This window comes from Thermus sp. (assembly GCF_039793865.1).
Classification (GTDB): domain Bacteria; phylum Deinococcota; class Deinococci; order Deinococcales; family Thermaceae; genus Thermus.
The window spans coordinates 13,879-28,722 of record NZ_JBAMMI010000067.1; the positions used below are offsets into that span (position 1 = coordinate 13,879).

Annotated in this window: 14 protein-coding genes; all 14 read left to right on the forward strand. The window is 61.0% G+C overall.

Annotated elements, in window-relative coordinates; translation table 11 throughout:
• The first annotated feature begins 72 nt into the window (after positions 1-72).
• Genes ABJK26_RS06320 through ABJK26_RS06385 form a run of 14 tightly spaced genes read left to right on the forward strand, consistent with a single transcriptional unit; the run spans position 73 to position 14,721 of the window.
• On the forward strand, positions 73-1,494 hold the full coding sequence (locus ABJK26_RS06320) for a phosphoglucomutase/phosphomannomutase family protein (protein WP_347241436.1): 1,422 nt from the start codon (positions 73-75) through the stop codon (positions 1,492-1,494).
• 24 nt (positions 1,495-1,518) lie between these two features.
• Positions 1,519-2,853 carry a nucleotide sugar dehydrogenase gene (locus ABJK26_RS06325; protein WP_347241437.1) on the forward strand — a complete coding sequence of 445 codons (1,335 nt, stop codon included), beginning with the start codon at positions 1,519-1,521 and terminating at the stop codon, positions 2,851-2,853.
• Entirely contained in the window at positions 2,850-3,782 is a 933-nt protein-coding gene (locus tag ABJK26_RS06330) for a Gfo/Idh/MocA family oxidoreductase (protein WP_347241438.1), read from the forward strand. The genes ABJK26_RS06325 and ABJK26_RS06330 overlap by 4 nt, the downstream gene beginning before the upstream one ends.
• 3 nt (positions 3,783-3,785) lie before the next feature.
• Positions 3,786-4,364 (forward strand): acyltransferase, encoded by a 579-nt coding sequence (locus ABJK26_RS06335; protein WP_347241439.1) that lies wholly within the window; start codon positions 3,786-3,788, stop codon positions 4,362-4,364.
• Between the two features lie 3 nt (positions 4,365-4,367).
• Positions 4,368-4,940, forward strand: coding sequence for a hypothetical protein (locus ABJK26_RS06340; protein WP_347241440.1), 573 nt, complete (start codon positions 4,368-4,370; stop codon positions 4,938-4,940).
• The gene (locus ABJK26_RS06345) at positions 4,925-6,292 is read left to right on the forward strand and encodes an asparagine synthase-related protein (protein WP_347241441.1); all 1,368 of its coding nucleotides are present in this window, start codon (positions 4,925-4,927) and stop codon (positions 6,290-6,292) included. The genes ABJK26_RS06340 and ABJK26_RS06345 overlap by 16 nt, the downstream gene beginning before the upstream one ends.
• A gap of 21 nt (positions 6,293-6,313) precedes the next feature.
• Positions 6,314-7,408, forward strand: coding sequence for a DegT/DnrJ/EryC1/StrS family aminotransferase (locus ABJK26_RS06350; protein ID WP_347241442.1), 1,095 nt, complete (start codon positions 6,314-6,316; stop codon positions 7,406-7,408).
• Between the two features lie 44 nt (positions 7,409-7,452).
• Positions 7,453-8,685 carry an oligosaccharide flippase family protein gene (locus ABJK26_RS06355; RefSeq protein WP_347241444.1) on the forward strand — a complete coding sequence of 411 codons (1,233 nt, stop codon included), beginning with the start codon at positions 7,453-7,455 and terminating at the stop codon, positions 8,683-8,685.
• 52 nt (positions 8,686-8,737) lie between these two features.
• Entirely contained in the window at positions 8,738-9,928 is a 1,191-nt protein-coding gene (locus tag ABJK26_RS06360) for an O-antigen ligase family protein (protein ID WP_347241445.1), read from the forward strand.
• Positions 9,925-11,037, forward strand: coding sequence for a glycosyltransferase family 4 protein (locus ABJK26_RS06365; RefSeq protein WP_347241446.1), 1,113 nt, complete (start codon positions 9,925-9,927; stop codon positions 11,035-11,037). The genes ABJK26_RS06360 and ABJK26_RS06365 overlap by 4 nt, the downstream gene beginning before the upstream one ends.
• On the forward strand, positions 11,034-11,726 hold the full coding sequence (gene wecB / locus ABJK26_RS06370) for a UDP-N-acetylglucosamine 2-epimerase (non-hydrolyzing) (protein WP_347241447.1): 693 nt from the start codon (positions 11,034-11,036) through the stop codon (positions 11,724-11,726). The genes ABJK26_RS06365 and wecB overlap by 4 nt, the downstream gene beginning before the upstream one ends.
• Complete coding sequence (locus ABJK26_RS06375; protein WP_347241448.1) at positions 11,714-12,943, forward strand: glycosyltransferase family 4 protein; 1,230 nt, start codon at positions 11,714-11,716, stop codon at positions 12,941-12,943. Before wecB ends, ABJK26_RS06375 begins: the two co-directional genes overlap by 13 nt.
• Entirely contained in the window at positions 12,944-13,582 is a 639-nt protein-coding gene (locus ABJK26_RS06380; RefSeq protein WP_347241449.1) for a sugar transferase, read from the forward strand.
• Between the two features lie 8 nt (positions 13,583-13,590).
• Complete coding sequence (locus ABJK26_RS06385; protein WP_347241451.1) at positions 13,591-14,721, forward strand: aminotransferase class I/II-fold pyridoxal phosphate-dependent enzyme; 1,131 nt, start codon at positions 13,591-13,593, stop codon at positions 14,719-14,721.
• Positions 14,722-14,844: the final 123 nt, after the last annotated feature.

Here is a 14,844-nt window from a genome sequence, read left to right on the forward strand (position 1 = left end):
GGGTCTTCCCCTCAAAGAGGGGCAGGAAGGGCTTGGGGCGGTCCTCCCGGGAGAGTGGTATCCTTCCTCGGGATGAGCGACGTGCCCATCCGCTTCGGCACCGAGGGTTTTCGCGGCGTCATCGCCCGGGAGTTCACCTTCGCCACCCTCCACCGCCTGGCCGAGGCCTACGGCCGCCACCTCCTGGAGCGGGGGGGCGGCCTCGAGGGAGCTCCGCCGACCGTGGTGGTGGGGCACGACACCCGCTTCCTGGCGGACGCCTTCGCCCGGGCCCTTGCCGCCCACCTCGCGGGGATGGGCCTGAAGGTGGCCCTCCTCCAGGGCCCCGTCCCTACTCCTCTCCTTTCCTTCGCCGTGCGCCACCTGAAGGCGGCGGGCGGAGCCATGCTCACCGCGAGCCACAACCCGCCCCCCTACCTCGGGGTGAAGTTCAAGGACGCCACTGGGGGGCCCATTGCCCAGGAGGAGGCCAAGGCCATAGAGGCCCTGGTCCCCGAGGAGGCGGAGGCCAGGGAAGGGGCTTACGAGGTCTTGGACCTGAAGGAGGCCTATTTTGAGGCCCTCAAGGCCCACCTGGACCTCGAGGCCCTCGCCCGCTTCCCCGGCGTCCTCTACCACGACAGCATGGGCGGGGCGGGGGCGGGCTTCCTCAAGGGCTTCCTCCGCCACGTGGGCCTGGAGATCCCGGTAAAGCCCCTCCGGGAGGAGCCCCACCCCCTCTTCTACGGGGTGAACCCCGAGCCCATCCCCAAGAACCTGGGGGTAACCCTGGCGGTCATGGGGCCCGAAACCCCCCCGAGCTTCGCCGTGGCCACCGACGGGGACGCGGACCGGGTGGGGGTGGTCCTCCCCGGCGGGGCCTTCTTCAACCCCCACCAGGTCCTCACCACCCTGGCCCTCTACCGCTTCCGGAAGGGCCTTAGGGGGCGGGCGGTGAAGAACTTCGCCGTTACCTGGCTTTTGGACCGCCTCGGGGAACGGCTCGGCTTCGGGGTCACCACTACCCCCGTGAGCTTCAAGTGGATCAAGGAGGAGTTCCTTAAAGGGGACTGCTTCATCGGCGGGGAGGAGTCCGGGGGCGTGGGCTACCCCGAGCACCTCCTCGAGCGGGACGGGATCCTTACCGCCCTCCTTCTCCTGGAGAGCGTGGCCGCCACGGGGAAGGACCTGGCCGAGCAGTTCAAGGAGGTGGAAGCCCTCGCGGGCCTCACCCACGCTTACGACCGTCTGGACCTCCCCCTGAAGGCCCCCCTGGACCTCACCCCTCTTCGCGAACCCCGCCCCCTCGCCGGGCTCACCCCCAAGGGGGTGGACACCCTGGACGGGGTGAAGTGGCTTTATGATGAAGCCTGGGTCCTCTTCCGGGCCTCGGGCACGGAGCCCGTGGTGCGGATCTACGTGGATGCTACGAGCTTCGAGCTGGTGCACGCAATTCTCAAGGAGGCCCGAGCGATAGTGAAGTGGCAGACTAAGGGACATTTGGGTGAAGCATGAAGTACCCTTATCTCCGGAGAGCTTATGACGCAGACCGCCGATGCGCTCCTAGAGGCTTTAAAAGAAAAGATCTCCCGCCGCTCCGCCGTAGTGGGGGTAGTGGGCTTGGGGTACGTGGGCCTTCCCTTCGCCGTGGAAAAGGCCAAGATGGGCTTCCGCGTCCTGGGCGTGGAGCAGAACCCTTTGCGGGCGCAAAAGGTGAACCGCGGGGAGAACTACATCGGGGACGTCAAGGATGAAGAGCTAAAGGAGGTGGTGGCCAAGGGCCTCCTTTCCGCCGAAACCGGCTTTGACCGGGTTCCGGAAATGGACGTCATCGTCATCGCCGTACCCACGCCTCTCACGCGGAACCTCACCCCCGATCTCCAGTACGTAGAGCGGGTGACGGAGGAGATCGCCAAGCGCCTCCGCCCAGGCCAGCTGGTGAGCCTCGAGTCCACCACCTACCCCGGCACCACCGAGGAGGTCATGCTCCCCATCCTGGAAGAAAGCGGCCTCAAGGTGGAGGAGGACTTCTTCCTGGTCCACTCCCCCGAGCGGGTAGACCCCGGCAACAGGCGCTACACCACCAAGAACACCACCAAGGTGGTGGGGGGGGTGGGCCCCCGATCCCTGGAGGCGGGCGTGCACTTTTACAGCCAGACCATTGAGCGGGTGGTCCCGGTGTCCAGCGCCAAGGCGGCGGAGATGGTCAAGGTCTTTGAGAACACCTTTCGGGCGGTGAACATCGCCCTGGTGAACGAGCTGGCCATGCTCTGCGACCGCATGGGGCTGAGCGTTTGGGAGGTGCTGGATGCCGCCTTCACCAAGCCCTTTGGCATCATGCCCTTCTACCCCGGCCCCGGCGTGGGGGGGCACTGCATCCCTATAGACCCTCACTACCTGGAGTGGAAGGCCAAGGAGTACAACTTCAACACCCACTTCATCGCCCTGGCAGGGGAGATCAACCGGAGGATGCCCGAGTTCACCGTGGAGAAGGCCCTCCGCCTCCTGGCCCAAGAGGGCGTTCCGGTGCGGGGGGCGAGGGTGCTGGTCCTGGGCGTGGCTTACAAGCGGGATGTAGCCGACTATCGGGAGAGCCCGGCCATAGAGGTCATCCGGGGCCTGAAGCGCCTGGGGGCCGAGGTGGCCTACCACGACCCGCTGATCCCGAGCTTCCAGGACGGTGTTCTCCGCATGGAAAGCGTCCCCTTGAGCGGGGACCTCCTGGCCTCCCAGGACCTGGTGATCGTGGCCACGGACCACAGCGCCTTTGACTACGAGGCCCTGGTGCGCCAGGCCAAGCGGGTGCTGGACGCCCGGGGCGCCACCCGGCACCTGCCCAAGGAGCTCACGGAAGGGAAGGTGGTCCTCCTGTGAGGCGCTTCGCCCTGACGGGACTTGCGGGCTACATCGCCCCTAGGCACCTGAAGGCCATCCAGGAGGTGGGGGGCCTCCTGGTGGCGGGTCTGGACCCCGCCACCAACGTGGGGGTGGTGGACAGCTTCTTTCCCGAGGCCGCCTTCTTCACGGAGCCGGAGGCCTTTGAGGCCTACCTGGAGGACCTGAGGGAGCGGGGGGAGGGGGTGGACTACTTGGCCATCGCGAGCCCCAACCACCTCCACTACCCCCAGATCCGCATGGCCCTTCGCCTGGGGGCCCACGCCCTCTCGGAGAAGCCCCTGGTCCTTTGGCCCGAGGAGGTGGACCGCCTCGCCGAGTGGGAGGTCCGCACGGGGAAGCGGGTTTACACCGTCCTCCAGCTCAGGGTTCACCCAGCCCTTCAGGCCTTAAGGGAGCGCCTCGCCCAGGAGAGGGGTGTGAGGGACGTGGTCCTCACCTACGTCACCGGGCGCGGGGCCTGGTACGGGGCGAGCTGGAAGGCGGACGAGCGGAAAAGCGGAGGGCTTGCCACCAACATCGGCATCCACTTCTTTGACCTCCTCGCCTGGTTCTTCGGGAAGGCCCACCGGGTGGAGGTGCACGTGCGCACCCCCACCGTGAACGCCGGGTACCTGGAGCTGGAGGGGGCCAGGGTCCGCTGGTTCCTTTCCATAGACCCCTCCTTTGTGCCCGAGCCCCTTCGCAAGGCGGGCAAGCGCACCTACCGCTCCATCGCCCTGGACGGGGAGGAGGTGGAGTTCTCCGAAGGGTTCACCGACCTTCACACCGAGGTCTACCGCAAGACCTTGGCCGGGGAAGGGTTTGGCCTCGCCGAGGCCAGGGAGGCCATCCGGGTGGCGGCGGAGGTGCGGACCCTATCTCCCAGAGACCCGAGTCCCGAGGTCCGCCATCCTTTTTTGGGGTGAGCCGTGGACTACTTCAAGCACGAGAGCGCCTACGTGGACGAAGGGGCCAAGGTGGGTAAGGGGACCCGCATCTGGCACTTTTGCCACGTCATGGCGGGCGCGGAGATCGGAGAAAACTGCTCCCTGGGGCAGAACGTCTTCGTGGCCAAGGGGGTGCGTATCGGCAACGGAGTCAAAATCCAAAACAACGTTTCCGTGTACGAAGGCGTGGTCCTGGAAGATGGGGTCTTCGTGGGTCCCTCGGCGGTCTTCACCAACGTGCGCAACCCCCGCGCCCCCTTTCCCCGCAACCGCCCCGAGGATTTCCTGCCCACCCTGGTCAAGCGGGGAGCCACCATCGGGGCCAACGCCACCGTCGTCTGCGGGGTTACCTTAGGGGAATGGTGCTTCGTGGCGGCGGGAGCGGTGGTCACCAAGGACGTGCCTCCTTACGCCTTGGTGGCCGGGGTCCCCGCCCGTAGGCTTGGCTGGGTGTGCGAGTGCGGGGAAAGGCTGGTGTTTACAGGCGAGGAGGCCACCTGCGGGGCCTGCGGCAGGCGCTACCGCCAAGCGGCCCCCGAGCGGGTGGAGAAGGTGGGGTAGCCCGTGTGCGGCATCGCTGGCCTCGTTCTCCGCACCCCTGACCCTAGGCGGGTGGCGCTCCTGGAGGGCCTTTCCCGTGCCCTCGCCCACAGGGGACCCGACGACCGGGGGTATCTCTTCTGGGGCAGGGAAGGCCCTGTGGCCTCGAGGGATCCGGTTCCCGTGGAGGGCTTCCGCCTGGGGTTCGCCCATCGGCGCCTGTCCATACTGGACCTCTCGGAGGCGGGGTGGCAACCCATGTCCTCCCCGGACGGGCGCCTCCACGTGGTCTACAACGGGGAGGTCTACAACTTCCTGGAGCTTCGCGAGGCCCTCGAGGCGAGGGGCCACGCCTTCCGAAGCGCCTTGGACACCGAGGTCCTCCTCGCCGCCTGGCGGGAGTGGGGCGAGGGGAGCCTAACGCGCCTTGTGGGCATGTTCGCCTTCGCCCTCTTGGACGCAGAGGAGGGGGTCCTCTACCTGGTGCGGGACTTCTCGGCATCAAGCCCCTTTACTACGCTTTCCTTCCCGAAGGCCTCGCCTTCGCTCCCGAGATCCCCCCTCTCCTCTCCCTCCCAGGGGTGGGGAGGCGCGTGAACTCCGAGAGGCTCTACGCCTACCTCCGCTTCGGCCTCACCGACCACGGCGGGGAAACCCTTTTCGCCGAGGTGCGCCAGGTGCCTCCCGGCCACTACCTGCGGGTGCCCCTGGAAGCGCCGGACAGGACGGAGCTCGTCCGCTACTGGCGCCTCGTTCCAGAAGAAGGGGGGGATCTGAGCTTTAAGGAGGCAGCCGAGAAGCTCAGGGAGCTCTTTCTGGAAAGCGTGCGCTTGCACCTGAGAAGCGATGTGCCCCTGGGGTTTACCCTTTCCGGGGGAATAGACTCCTCGGCCATCGTGTGCGCCGCCCGCCATCTGGAGCCCCGGCTGGAGCTCCACGCCTTCAGCTTCGTGGCCGAGGACGAGGCGGTTTCTGAGGAGCGGTACGTGGACCAGGTGGGGGAAGCCTGTGGCGTGCGGGTTCACAAGGTGCGCATCTCGCCCGAGGAGCTCGCACGGGATCTAGACTCCCTGGTCCGCGTTCAGGGGGAGCCCTTCGGCAGCACCAGCATCTACGCCCAGCACCGCGTTTTCCGGAGGGCGAGGGAGGAGGGCACCAAGGTCATGCTGGACGGCCAGGGGGCCGACGAGCTTTTGGCGGGCTACGTGAGCTACGGGGCCGCCCGGGTGGCCTCCCTCCTGGCCTCGGGGAGGCCCCTCGAGGCCCTCTCCTTCCTTCTTCGGCTCTCCCGGCTACCCGGCAGGGAAGGAACCTGGAAGCGCGTTCTGGGGAGGCTCCTTTCCCCTGCCCTCCAGCCCCTCGCCCGCCGCTTGGGCGGGGAGGCCCTTCTCCCCCCGTGGCTCAACGCCTCCTGGTTCGCCGAGAGGGGGGTGGCGCCGAGCCCGCCCTCCCGCCTCCTGGGCCCCCGCAAGGACCACCTCCGCCAGGAGCTCCTGGAGGCCCTCACCGAGACGAGCCTCCCCATGCTCCTCCGGTACGAGGACCGAAACTCCATGGCCCACTCCATAGAGAGCCGGGTGCCCTTCCTCACCCCCGCCCTCGCCCGCTTCGTCCTCGGCTTGCCCGAGGGGTACATCCTGGCCCCCGACGGCACCAGCAAGGCCGTGTTCCGGGAGGCCATGCGGGGCCTGGTTCCCGAGGGGGTGCCCGGGAGGAAGGACAAGATCGGCTTTGCCACGCCCGAACTCCGCTGGCTTAGGGCCCTCGGCCCCTGGGTGGAGGCCCTGCTCCGGGGAGAGGCCCTGAGGTCCATCCCCGCCCTCCGCCCGGAGGAGGTGCTTAAGGAGTGGCGGGAGGTGGCCGAGGGGCGAAAGCGCTTTGACTTCCGGGTGTGGCGGTGGGTCAACCTGGTGGCCTGGACCGAGGCCTTCGGAGTGGAGTATGATTGAGCCCTGCCTAGGGGGTGAGCCTTGAGGATACCCGTCTACGATCCCCTGCCCGAGGTGGAGTTCCTCTGGCCTGAGCTGGAAGAGGCCTTCCGCCGGGTGATGCGTTCGGGGCAGTACATCCTGGGTCCCGAGGTGGAGGCCTTTGAGCGGGAGGCGGCGGCCTACCTGGGGGTGAAGCACGCCATCGGGGTGAACTCCGGAACAGACGCCCTGGTCATCGCCCTCCGCGCCCTGGGCGTGGGCCCGGGGGACGAGGTGATCACCACCCCCTTCACCTTCTTCGCCACCGCCGAGGCCATCAGCCTGGTGGGGGCGACCCCGGTCTTCGTGGACATAGACCCGAGGACCTTCAACATTGACCCTGACCTCATACCCCCCGCCATCACCTCCCGGACCAAGGCCATCCTGCCCGTCCACCTCTACGGCCTCCCCGCCGAGATGGACCCCATCCTGGAGATCGCCCGCTCCCACGGCCTCAAGGTGCTGGAGGACTGCGCCCAGGCCTTCGGGGCCACCTACAAGGGCAGGAAAGTGGGCACCCTGGGGGACGCCGGGGCCTTCTCCTTCTTCCCCACCAAAAACCTGGGCGGGTACGGGGACGGGGGGCTCATCGCCACGAACAGCGACGAGGTGGCCGACCTTGCCCGCATGCTCCGGGTCCACGGCTCCCGGAGGAAGTACCACAACGAGAGGGTGGGCTACAACTCCCGTTTGGACGCCCTGCAGGCGGCTTTTCTCCGGGTGAAGCTCAGGCACGTGGACGCCTTCAACGCCCGCCGCCGGGAGGTGGCCGCCCGCTACCACGGACTCCTTCAGGGGATCCCGGGCCTGGTCCTGCCTCCCTTGACAGAGGGGCATGTCTTCCATCAGTACACCGTCCGTATTCCCGCAGGACGGGACCGCGTAGCTGAGGAGCTGGCGAGTAAGGGGATTGGCACCATGGTGTACTACCCGGTACCCCTTCACCGACTTCCGGTCTACGGGTATCCAGAAGGTACCTTCCCCGAGGCCGAACGGGCGGCCCAGGAGGTGCTTTCCCTTCCCATGTGGCCCGGCCTGGAGCCAAAAAGTCAAGGGCAAGTCCAGGAAGCTTTTCTATGCCTCTTGACCCCATGAGTGCTTTTTGCCGCTTGCCCCAAAGCCGCTTTTTCCGGGATGCGATGACTATCGCCGGAGGAACCGCCCTAGCTCAGGCGGCGGGTGTGCTTCTCTCTCCGCTTCTTACTCGCCTCTACACCCCGGAGGCTATGGGGCTTTGGGGGCTTTTTGTGAGCTTCCTGGGCGTATCCTCAGTGCTGGCCACCCTTCGGTACGAGGTGGCTATCGTGGCCGCCTCCAACGAGGAGGACGCCCTAGCCCTCACCCGGAGCAGCCTGGTCCTGGGAGTACTCACGGGCCTTCTGGGAGCTCTGGCACTGGAGTTTCTCCGCCAAAAGGACCTCCTCGGTTATGGGGCCCTTCCACCCTGGGCCTTCCTTCTGGCCTTTCCGGCCCTCGTAGCCTTCGCCTGGGGCATGTCCCTGCGCTACTACAGCGTACGCCAAGGGGCTTTCGACCTAGTGGGACGCTTCACCGTGGTCCAGGGCATAGCCCGCCCCGTGGCCCAAGTCCTTTTCTCCTTTGCGGGTGGGGCTGGCCTCCTTTGGGGAGAAGTCCTGGGCCGTTTCCTGGGCCTAACCGCCCTCTGGCGGATTCTACCCAAGGCCCAGGCTTCCTGGTTTTCCCCTGGCGTTTTGGCGAAGTACAAGGCCTATCCTCTGGTTCAGCTCCCCTCTGGGTTTCTTAACACCTTGGCCCTTATGGCCCCTGTGCCGGTCTTCACAGCCCTGTACGGACCTGCCGTGGGGGGTAGTTTGGCCCTGGCCCAAAGGGTGGTGGCCCTGCCGGTTTCTCTGGTGGGGGCCGCGGTGGCTGATGTCTTCTACGGTCGCGCGGCAAAACTTGCTCGGGAGAAACCCCAAGCTTTGAAGTCCTTCCTTCTAACCACGACCTTCAGGCTTTTCCTGATCGCGTTTCCCTTTGGCCTTACCCTTTGGCTCTTGGCCCCCCTCCTGACTCCCCGGGTTTTCGGGAGTGCTTGGGAGGAGGCGGGTAGGATGATAGCGGTAATGGCCCCTTGGATGGTTGCCCAACTGACCGTAAGTCCGGTGAGCCGGGTGGTCTTTCTGTCCCGGTGGTCGTGGATAAAATTAGTTTATGACATGTCCGCTCTAATGATATTTGCCCTACTCTTGGGGCTCGAGTTGGATTCTAGCAAAGCCCTGGCTTTTCTCTCCTGGGGGAGTGCAACGCTTTATGGAATCTACTTTGTTGTGATGGTTTTAATAATTGATTTAGAAATACGCCCGAATACTCCCGAAATCCCTAAGCAGAAGGACAGTCGCCATGGTTAGAGGGGAAACAACGGGGAACTTTCCTTGGCCTAAGCTGCCTATAGCACGAACCTTGGTCGCCCTCGCTTCCTTCGAAGCACTTTTCGTCCTCTTCCTTTTGGCTGGCCGCTTCAAGGCGGACCCGCGGTTTGCTTGGGTGCCAATAGATATAACCTTGCTATTTTTAGGGCTGAGCATTCTATCTGCATTATTTCTAATAATTTTGCGAAGGACTAAGGTCTACAAGACGGCCTTTGAAGGTGTAATGCTTTATCTTGCCTTTTCGTCATGGATAAGCTTTACGCTTATCTGGGCCCCGAACGACCCTTACGCTACTGACAAGGTTGTGCGCGTTCTTACCTTGGTGTTTTGGGCTTACGCAGGGGCAGCTTTGATCATCGCAAATAAACCAGAACGCGTGGCGCGATTCTACTTCTTATTGGTTTTAGCTGCCGTATGGCTTGCAGTAGAGTCCTGGCTCGTTTACATAAATAGTGGTTCCACAGAGCCTCATCTCGAACGCGTGTTAGGAGGAAACTACCTGGGTGTGGGTAGGGTTGTTGGGATGGCAACCAATATCCTGGTAGCGGGCCTCTTGTTGGGAAAGGAAAGGGGATTTTTTAAAACATTTTTATTAATCATGTTACTGTTCTTTTTTATTACGTTACTAATTATCGGTGGCCGCGGGCCTTTCATCGCAACTCTCATGAGCATCTTTATTGCTTTTCTATTAGCCAAAAAGCCGTTCAAATTCATGCTTTTCCTCCTTACCATGGGCGTTTTGTTCTCCCTTGCTTCCGAGGTTGCTCCCTTGACGACGCTTTATAGGTTGCAGATCCTCTTGGAAGAGCCTAGTGGAGGAACATCCGCAGAGGGCCGACTTCGGCGCATAGAGGGGGCTTGGGAACAGATAACGCGAGCCCCTGTTCTTGGTCAGGGCGTTGGCAGCTTTTACTGGTACTATGGGGACCCCTCGTTAGAAAGAGATTATCCCCATAATATTCTCTTGGAGTTAGCTGCAGAAACGGGCTTAATTGGGTTCTCTCTCTTTGTCTTTCTCGTTCTCTTTTCCATAAGACAAATAGAGTGGGCGAAGATCCGCCAGCGCCCACTGCATTTTGTGGCCATTCTCATGCTGGTGAACACCCTGCTCAATGCAATGTTTAGCGGAGATATACCGGATAATCGGTTGCTCTTCACAGTCTTAGGATTGCTAACAGGCTTTTCCGGTGTTCCTCGTGCTCTTTCGAGGAGGCAAGGATGACCAAGGCAAAAAGGGTGCTTCATTTAAGCACAGTCCATCCTGTACTAGACACTCGAATCTTCCATAAGGAAGCCCAGTCTTTGGCCCAAGCCGGCTACGAAGTTGTGCTGGTAGCTCAAGGGCAACCCAAAGAGTCCGAGGGAATTAGAATCCATGGCCTGCCCACTCCTAAGAACCGTTTTTCCCGCATGTTCGGAACCACCTTCAAGGCTCTGAGCCTGGCAGTACGCGAAAGGGCTGACATTTATCACTTCCACGATCCCGAGCTCATCCCCGTAGGCCTGCTTTTGCGGCTCATGGGGAAAAAAGTTATTTACGACGTGCACGAAGACCTACCGCGCCAGATTTTGAGCAAATACTGGATCCCATCCGTTCTTCGGGGCGTGGTTGCGAAGGCCGCAGAGTTGATGGAATGGGTAGCAGGTAGATTTATGAACGGTATAGTGGCTGCTACCCCGGCCATAGCCGAACGCTTTCCGCCACATAAGACGGTAGTGGTCCAGAATTTTCCTCTCCTATCGGAGTTTCCGCACGCAGGGGAAATCCCCTATAGTGAGCGTCCTATGCAAGTGGTATATGTAGGGGGGATATCCGCCATCCGCGGGGTCATAGAAATAGTCAAAGCCATGGAGCATCTTCCTCCTAGACTTGGGGCCCGACTCTTTCTTGCGGGTAGATTTGATCCCCCCGAGTTGGAGAGCCGTCTCCAGGAAATGCCCGGATGGCATAGAACTGTCTTTATGGGTTGGCTAAGCCGGAAAGAGATCCGTACGTTGCTTGCCAGGTCTCGTGTTGGATTGGTCATTCTCCATCCTACGCTGAATTATGTGGCAGGACAACCCGTCAAGCTCTTTGAATATATGGCTGCAGGAATACCTGTTGTTGCGTCTAACTTCCCGCTCTGGCGCGAAATCGTAGAAGGCGAGCAGTGCGGCTTGACCGTGGACCCTTTAAATCCTAAGGAAATAGCCAAGGCGATTCAGTGGCTTCTAGAGCATCCTCAGGAGGCGGAAGAGATGGGCAAACGTGGTAGAAAAGCGGTGCTGGAAAGGTTCAACTGGGAACAGGAAGCGGAGAAGCTCCTGGCCTTCTACAGGAGGATCGTATGAAGGTGGTCAGCGTCTTGGGTGCCCGACCCCAGTTCATCAAAGCGGCAGCAGTATCCCGGGCGCTTCGGGTCACGCCGGGGGTAAGGGAGGTGTTGGTCCACACCGGCCAGCACTACGACGACAACATGAGTCGGGTGTTTTTTCAGGAGCTGGAAATCCCCGAGCCGGATTACCACTTGGGCATTGGGGGCGGCACCCACGGCCAGAACACGGGGCGAATGTTGGAAGCCATAGAACGGGTGCTCCTGCAGGAAAAGCCCGACTGGGTCCTGGTCTACGGGGACACGGACAGCACCCTGGCGGGGGCTTTGGCGGCGGTGAAGCTTCACATCCCGGTGGCCCACGTGGAAGCGGGCTTGCGTTCTTTCAACCGCAGGATGCCGGAAGAGATCAACCGGGTGCTCACCGACCATGCTTCTGATGTGCTTTTTGCGCCCACAGAGACCGCGGTGCGCAATCTTCTTCGGGAGGGCATCCCAGATGATAAGATTCACATTGTGGGAAACGTGATCTACGACGCAGCCCTTTACCACAGGGTCAAGGCCGAGCGGAAAAGTCGGGTTCTTGAACGGCTGGGCCTCAGTCCCAAAGGCTATAATTGGGCTACCTTTCATCGGATGGAGAATACGGACGACTCGGGGATTTTACAGTCATCTGCCTTTAGTGGGTGGTTCTTATGCGCTTCTTAATTCTGACCCAGTACTTCCCTCCCGAAATCGGGGCTTCTCAAGTGCGCCTTTCGGCCTTAGCTAGAGAGCTCCAACGCTTAGGACACGAGGTAGAGGTGGTGACCGCACTGCCCAACCATCCCACCGGGCGTATATTCCCCGATTACCGGGGGCACTTCTACGTTCGTGAAGGCTGGGAAGGGGTACTTGTGCACAGGGTTTGGTTATACCCCTCTACGGGTGCCGGGATTAAGCGCATCTTGAACTACCTTTCCTTTGCGGTTTCCTCCTTGGTTGGGCTTTACCGGGCAAAGCGCCCAGACATCCTTTTTATTGAGTCTCCACCGTTATTTCTCGGTATTACTGGCCTCCTAGTAGCTCGTTTCTGGCGAATTCCAGCGGTCCTCAATGTAGCTGACCTCTGGCCCGATGCCGCTAGGGATCTGGGCGTCTTGCGTAATGACCAAATCTATGCTCTGGCAGAGGCATTGGAGGCCTGGTGCTATAGAAATGCCACATTTGTGAATGCAGTAACTGAAGGGATACTAAGTTCCTTGATCCAAAAAAAAGGCGTAAGGGTTGATAAAGTACTCTTTCTCCCCAATGGGGTAGACACTAGCCTCTTTCGTCCTAGAGAGCCCGACTGGGAATTAGCTGACCAGCTCGGGTTAGCAAATAGGAAGATGCTTTTGTACCCAGGCACAATTGGTTTCGCTCATGGGCTGGAAGTCGCAATCGAGGCCATGGACCTTCTCAGAGGAAGGGCGCCCGATGTGACCTTGGTAATTGTCGGAGACGGATCTGAGAGGGCCCGCCTAAAGTCTATGGTCCACCAGAGGGGTCTAGAAAATGTTCTATTCTTGCCCCCTCAGAATCCCACATACGTTGCCCAGCTTCTTTCAATTGCTCTTGCGGGTGTTGTAACAGTCCGGGATATCCCTGTCAATGCGGGGGCTCGACCTAGTAAGATGTTTCCGATCATGGCATCGGGCAAGCCGGTTATTTATAGTGGGAAAGGTGAGGGGGCTCGCATGGTAGAGCAGGCCAAAAGTGGTATCGTGGTTAGTCCAGAGGATCCCCAGGCCTTGGCTAATGCCATCGTATATTTATTGGAACATCCAGATGTGGCTAGCGAGTTGGGAGCTAACGGGCGCAGATTCGTAGAGGAAAACTTCAGCTGGGACAAGCTTGTAGGACGTTGGTTAAGCGATTTGGAGAATCGGCTTGGGGGTGTGTAGGTGAAGAGATTGGGAAAACGCTTATTTGACCTTGGGCTTGCTATTTTAGGCCTTATTCTGCTCTGGCCTGTTTTCTTGGCCATAGCCATATTAATCAAACTGGAAGACCGAGGGCCTGTTTTTTATCTACAAGAGCGGATTGGTTACAGGGGGAAACCCTTTAGAATTTGGAAATTCCGCACCATGGTTGTGGACGCAGAAAAGTTAGGAAAACCGTTGACGATTGGGAAGGACCCCCGAATTACGCGTGTTGGCTACTGGTTGAGGAAGTACAAACTAGATGAATTACCTCAACTTTTGAATGTAGTCTTTGGACAGATGAGTTTTGTCGGGCCTAGGCCGGAGTTGCCTTGCTATGTAGCACTATACACTCCTGAACAGAGAGAGATTCTGGATTTTTTGCCGGGAATCACGAGCCCGGCGTCAATAAAATACAGCAATGAGAGCGAGCTCCTTGCGCAGGCCCGGGACCCTGAAAAATTTTACATAGAGCAAGTCATGCCGGAAAAGATTAAACTTGACTTAGAGTATTTTAGGAATGCGACCTTGTGGAGCGACCTAGTTATTATTTTAAAAACTCTCGGACGAATAGTTCACTCTCGCTTTGGAGACGAGCTTATCCGCGTTAGAAAATCATGAAAAAAATCATGAAATACCGTATTTACCTCTCTCCCCCCCATCTTTCCGGTCTCGAGGCCCAGTTCCTTCAGGAGGCCCTGGAGTCTGGCTGGATCGCCCCCCTGGGTCCCCAGGTGGAGGCTTTTGAGCGGGAGTTCGCCCAAACCGTTGGGGCCTCCCACGCCCTTGCGGTGAGCTCGGGCACGGCAGCCCTTCACCTAGCTCTGATCCTGGCCGGGGTTGGCCCGGGGGACGAGGTGGTGGTTTCCACTTTGACCTTCGCCGCGAGTGCCTTCCCGGTGCTATACCTCGGGGCCCGGCCTGTGTTCGTAGACAGCGAGCAGACCTCCTGGAATATGGACCCGGCCCTCCTCGCCGAGTTCCTCGAGGCCCGGGCCAGGAAGGGCAGGCTTCCCAAGGCGGTGGTGCTGGTGCACCTCTATGGCCAGAGCGCCGACATCGCTCCTATCCAGGCCCTCTGCCAGGAGTACGGGGTTTCTCTCATTGAGGACGCCGCCGAGGCCCTGGGGAGCACCTACCAAGGCCGAAGTCCCGGAACCTTCGGACGCACTGGGATCTTCTCCTTCAACGGGAACAAGATCATCACCACCTCGGGTGGGGGAATGTTGGTTTCCCATGATGGAGCCCTGGTGGCCCGGGCCAGGAAGCTCGCCACCCAGGCCCGGGAACCTTTTCCCTGGTACGAGCACGTGGAGGTGGGCTACAACTACCGCATGAGTAACCTTCTAGCGGCGGTAGGGCGGGCCCAGCTCAAGACCTTGGAAGAGCGGGTGCAGGCCAGGCGGCGCATCTACGAACGGTACGTGCAGGAGCTTTCTGATCTTCCTGGGGTTTCCTTCCAGCCTGAAGCCCCTTGGGGGAGGCATACCCGTTGGCTTACGGTGATGCTTGTAGACCGCGCACTCTTTGGCCGGACCCCTGAGGAGATTCGGCAGGCCCTCGAGGCCCAGGGCATTGAAACCCGGCCCGTTTGGAAGCCCCTTCACCTCCAGCCCGTTTTCCGAGGAGCAGAAATCGTAGGCGGCAGGGTTGCGGAGGACCTCTTCGCCCGGGGACTCTGCCTGCCCTCCGGCTCCTCCTTGGCTCCCCAGGATCAAGACCGGGTCATTGCGGCCATCCGCGCCCTGGGAAAAGGCTAGCTCAGGTTCAAATTCCCATCCCCGCATTATGAGGGAGTAGGATGGCTACCAGCATGCGCGGGACTGTTAAGTTTCTGGTAGACCTTCTCCTCTGGACCCTGGCCACGCCCCTGGCCTTCCTCC

What these genes read in the sequence shown, in the direction of transcription:
- ABJK26_RS06320 (WP_347241436.1), top strand. Translation starts at nt 73, where the DNA reads ATGAGCGACGTGCCCATCCGCTTCGGCACCGAGGGTTTTCGCGGCGTC.
- ABJK26_RS06325 (WP_347241437.1), top strand. Translation starts at nt 1,519, where the DNA reads ATGACGCAGACCGCCGATGCGCTCCTAGAGGCTTTAAAAGAAAAGATC.
- ABJK26_RS06355 (WP_347241444.1), top strand. Translation starts at nt 7,453, where the DNA reads ATGACTATCGCCGGAGGAACCGCCCTAGCTCAGGCGGCGGGTGTGCTT.
- ABJK26_RS06365 (WP_347241446.1), top strand. Translation starts at nt 9,925, where the DNA reads ATGACCAAGGCAAAAAGGGTGCTTCATTTAAGCACAGTCCATCCTGTA.
- wecB (WP_347241447.1), top strand. Translation starts at nt 11,034, where the DNA reads ATGAAGGTGGTCAGCGTCTTGGGTGCCCGACCCCAGTTCATCAAAGCG.
- ABJK26_RS06375 (WP_347241448.1), top strand. Translation starts at nt 11,714, where the DNA reads ATGCGCTTCTTAATTCTGACCCAGTACTTCCCTCCCGAAATCGGGGCT.
- ABJK26_RS06385 (WP_347241451.1), top strand. Translation starts at nt 13,591, where the DNA reads ATGAAATACCGTATTTACCTCTCTCCCCCCCATCTTTCCGGTCTCGAG.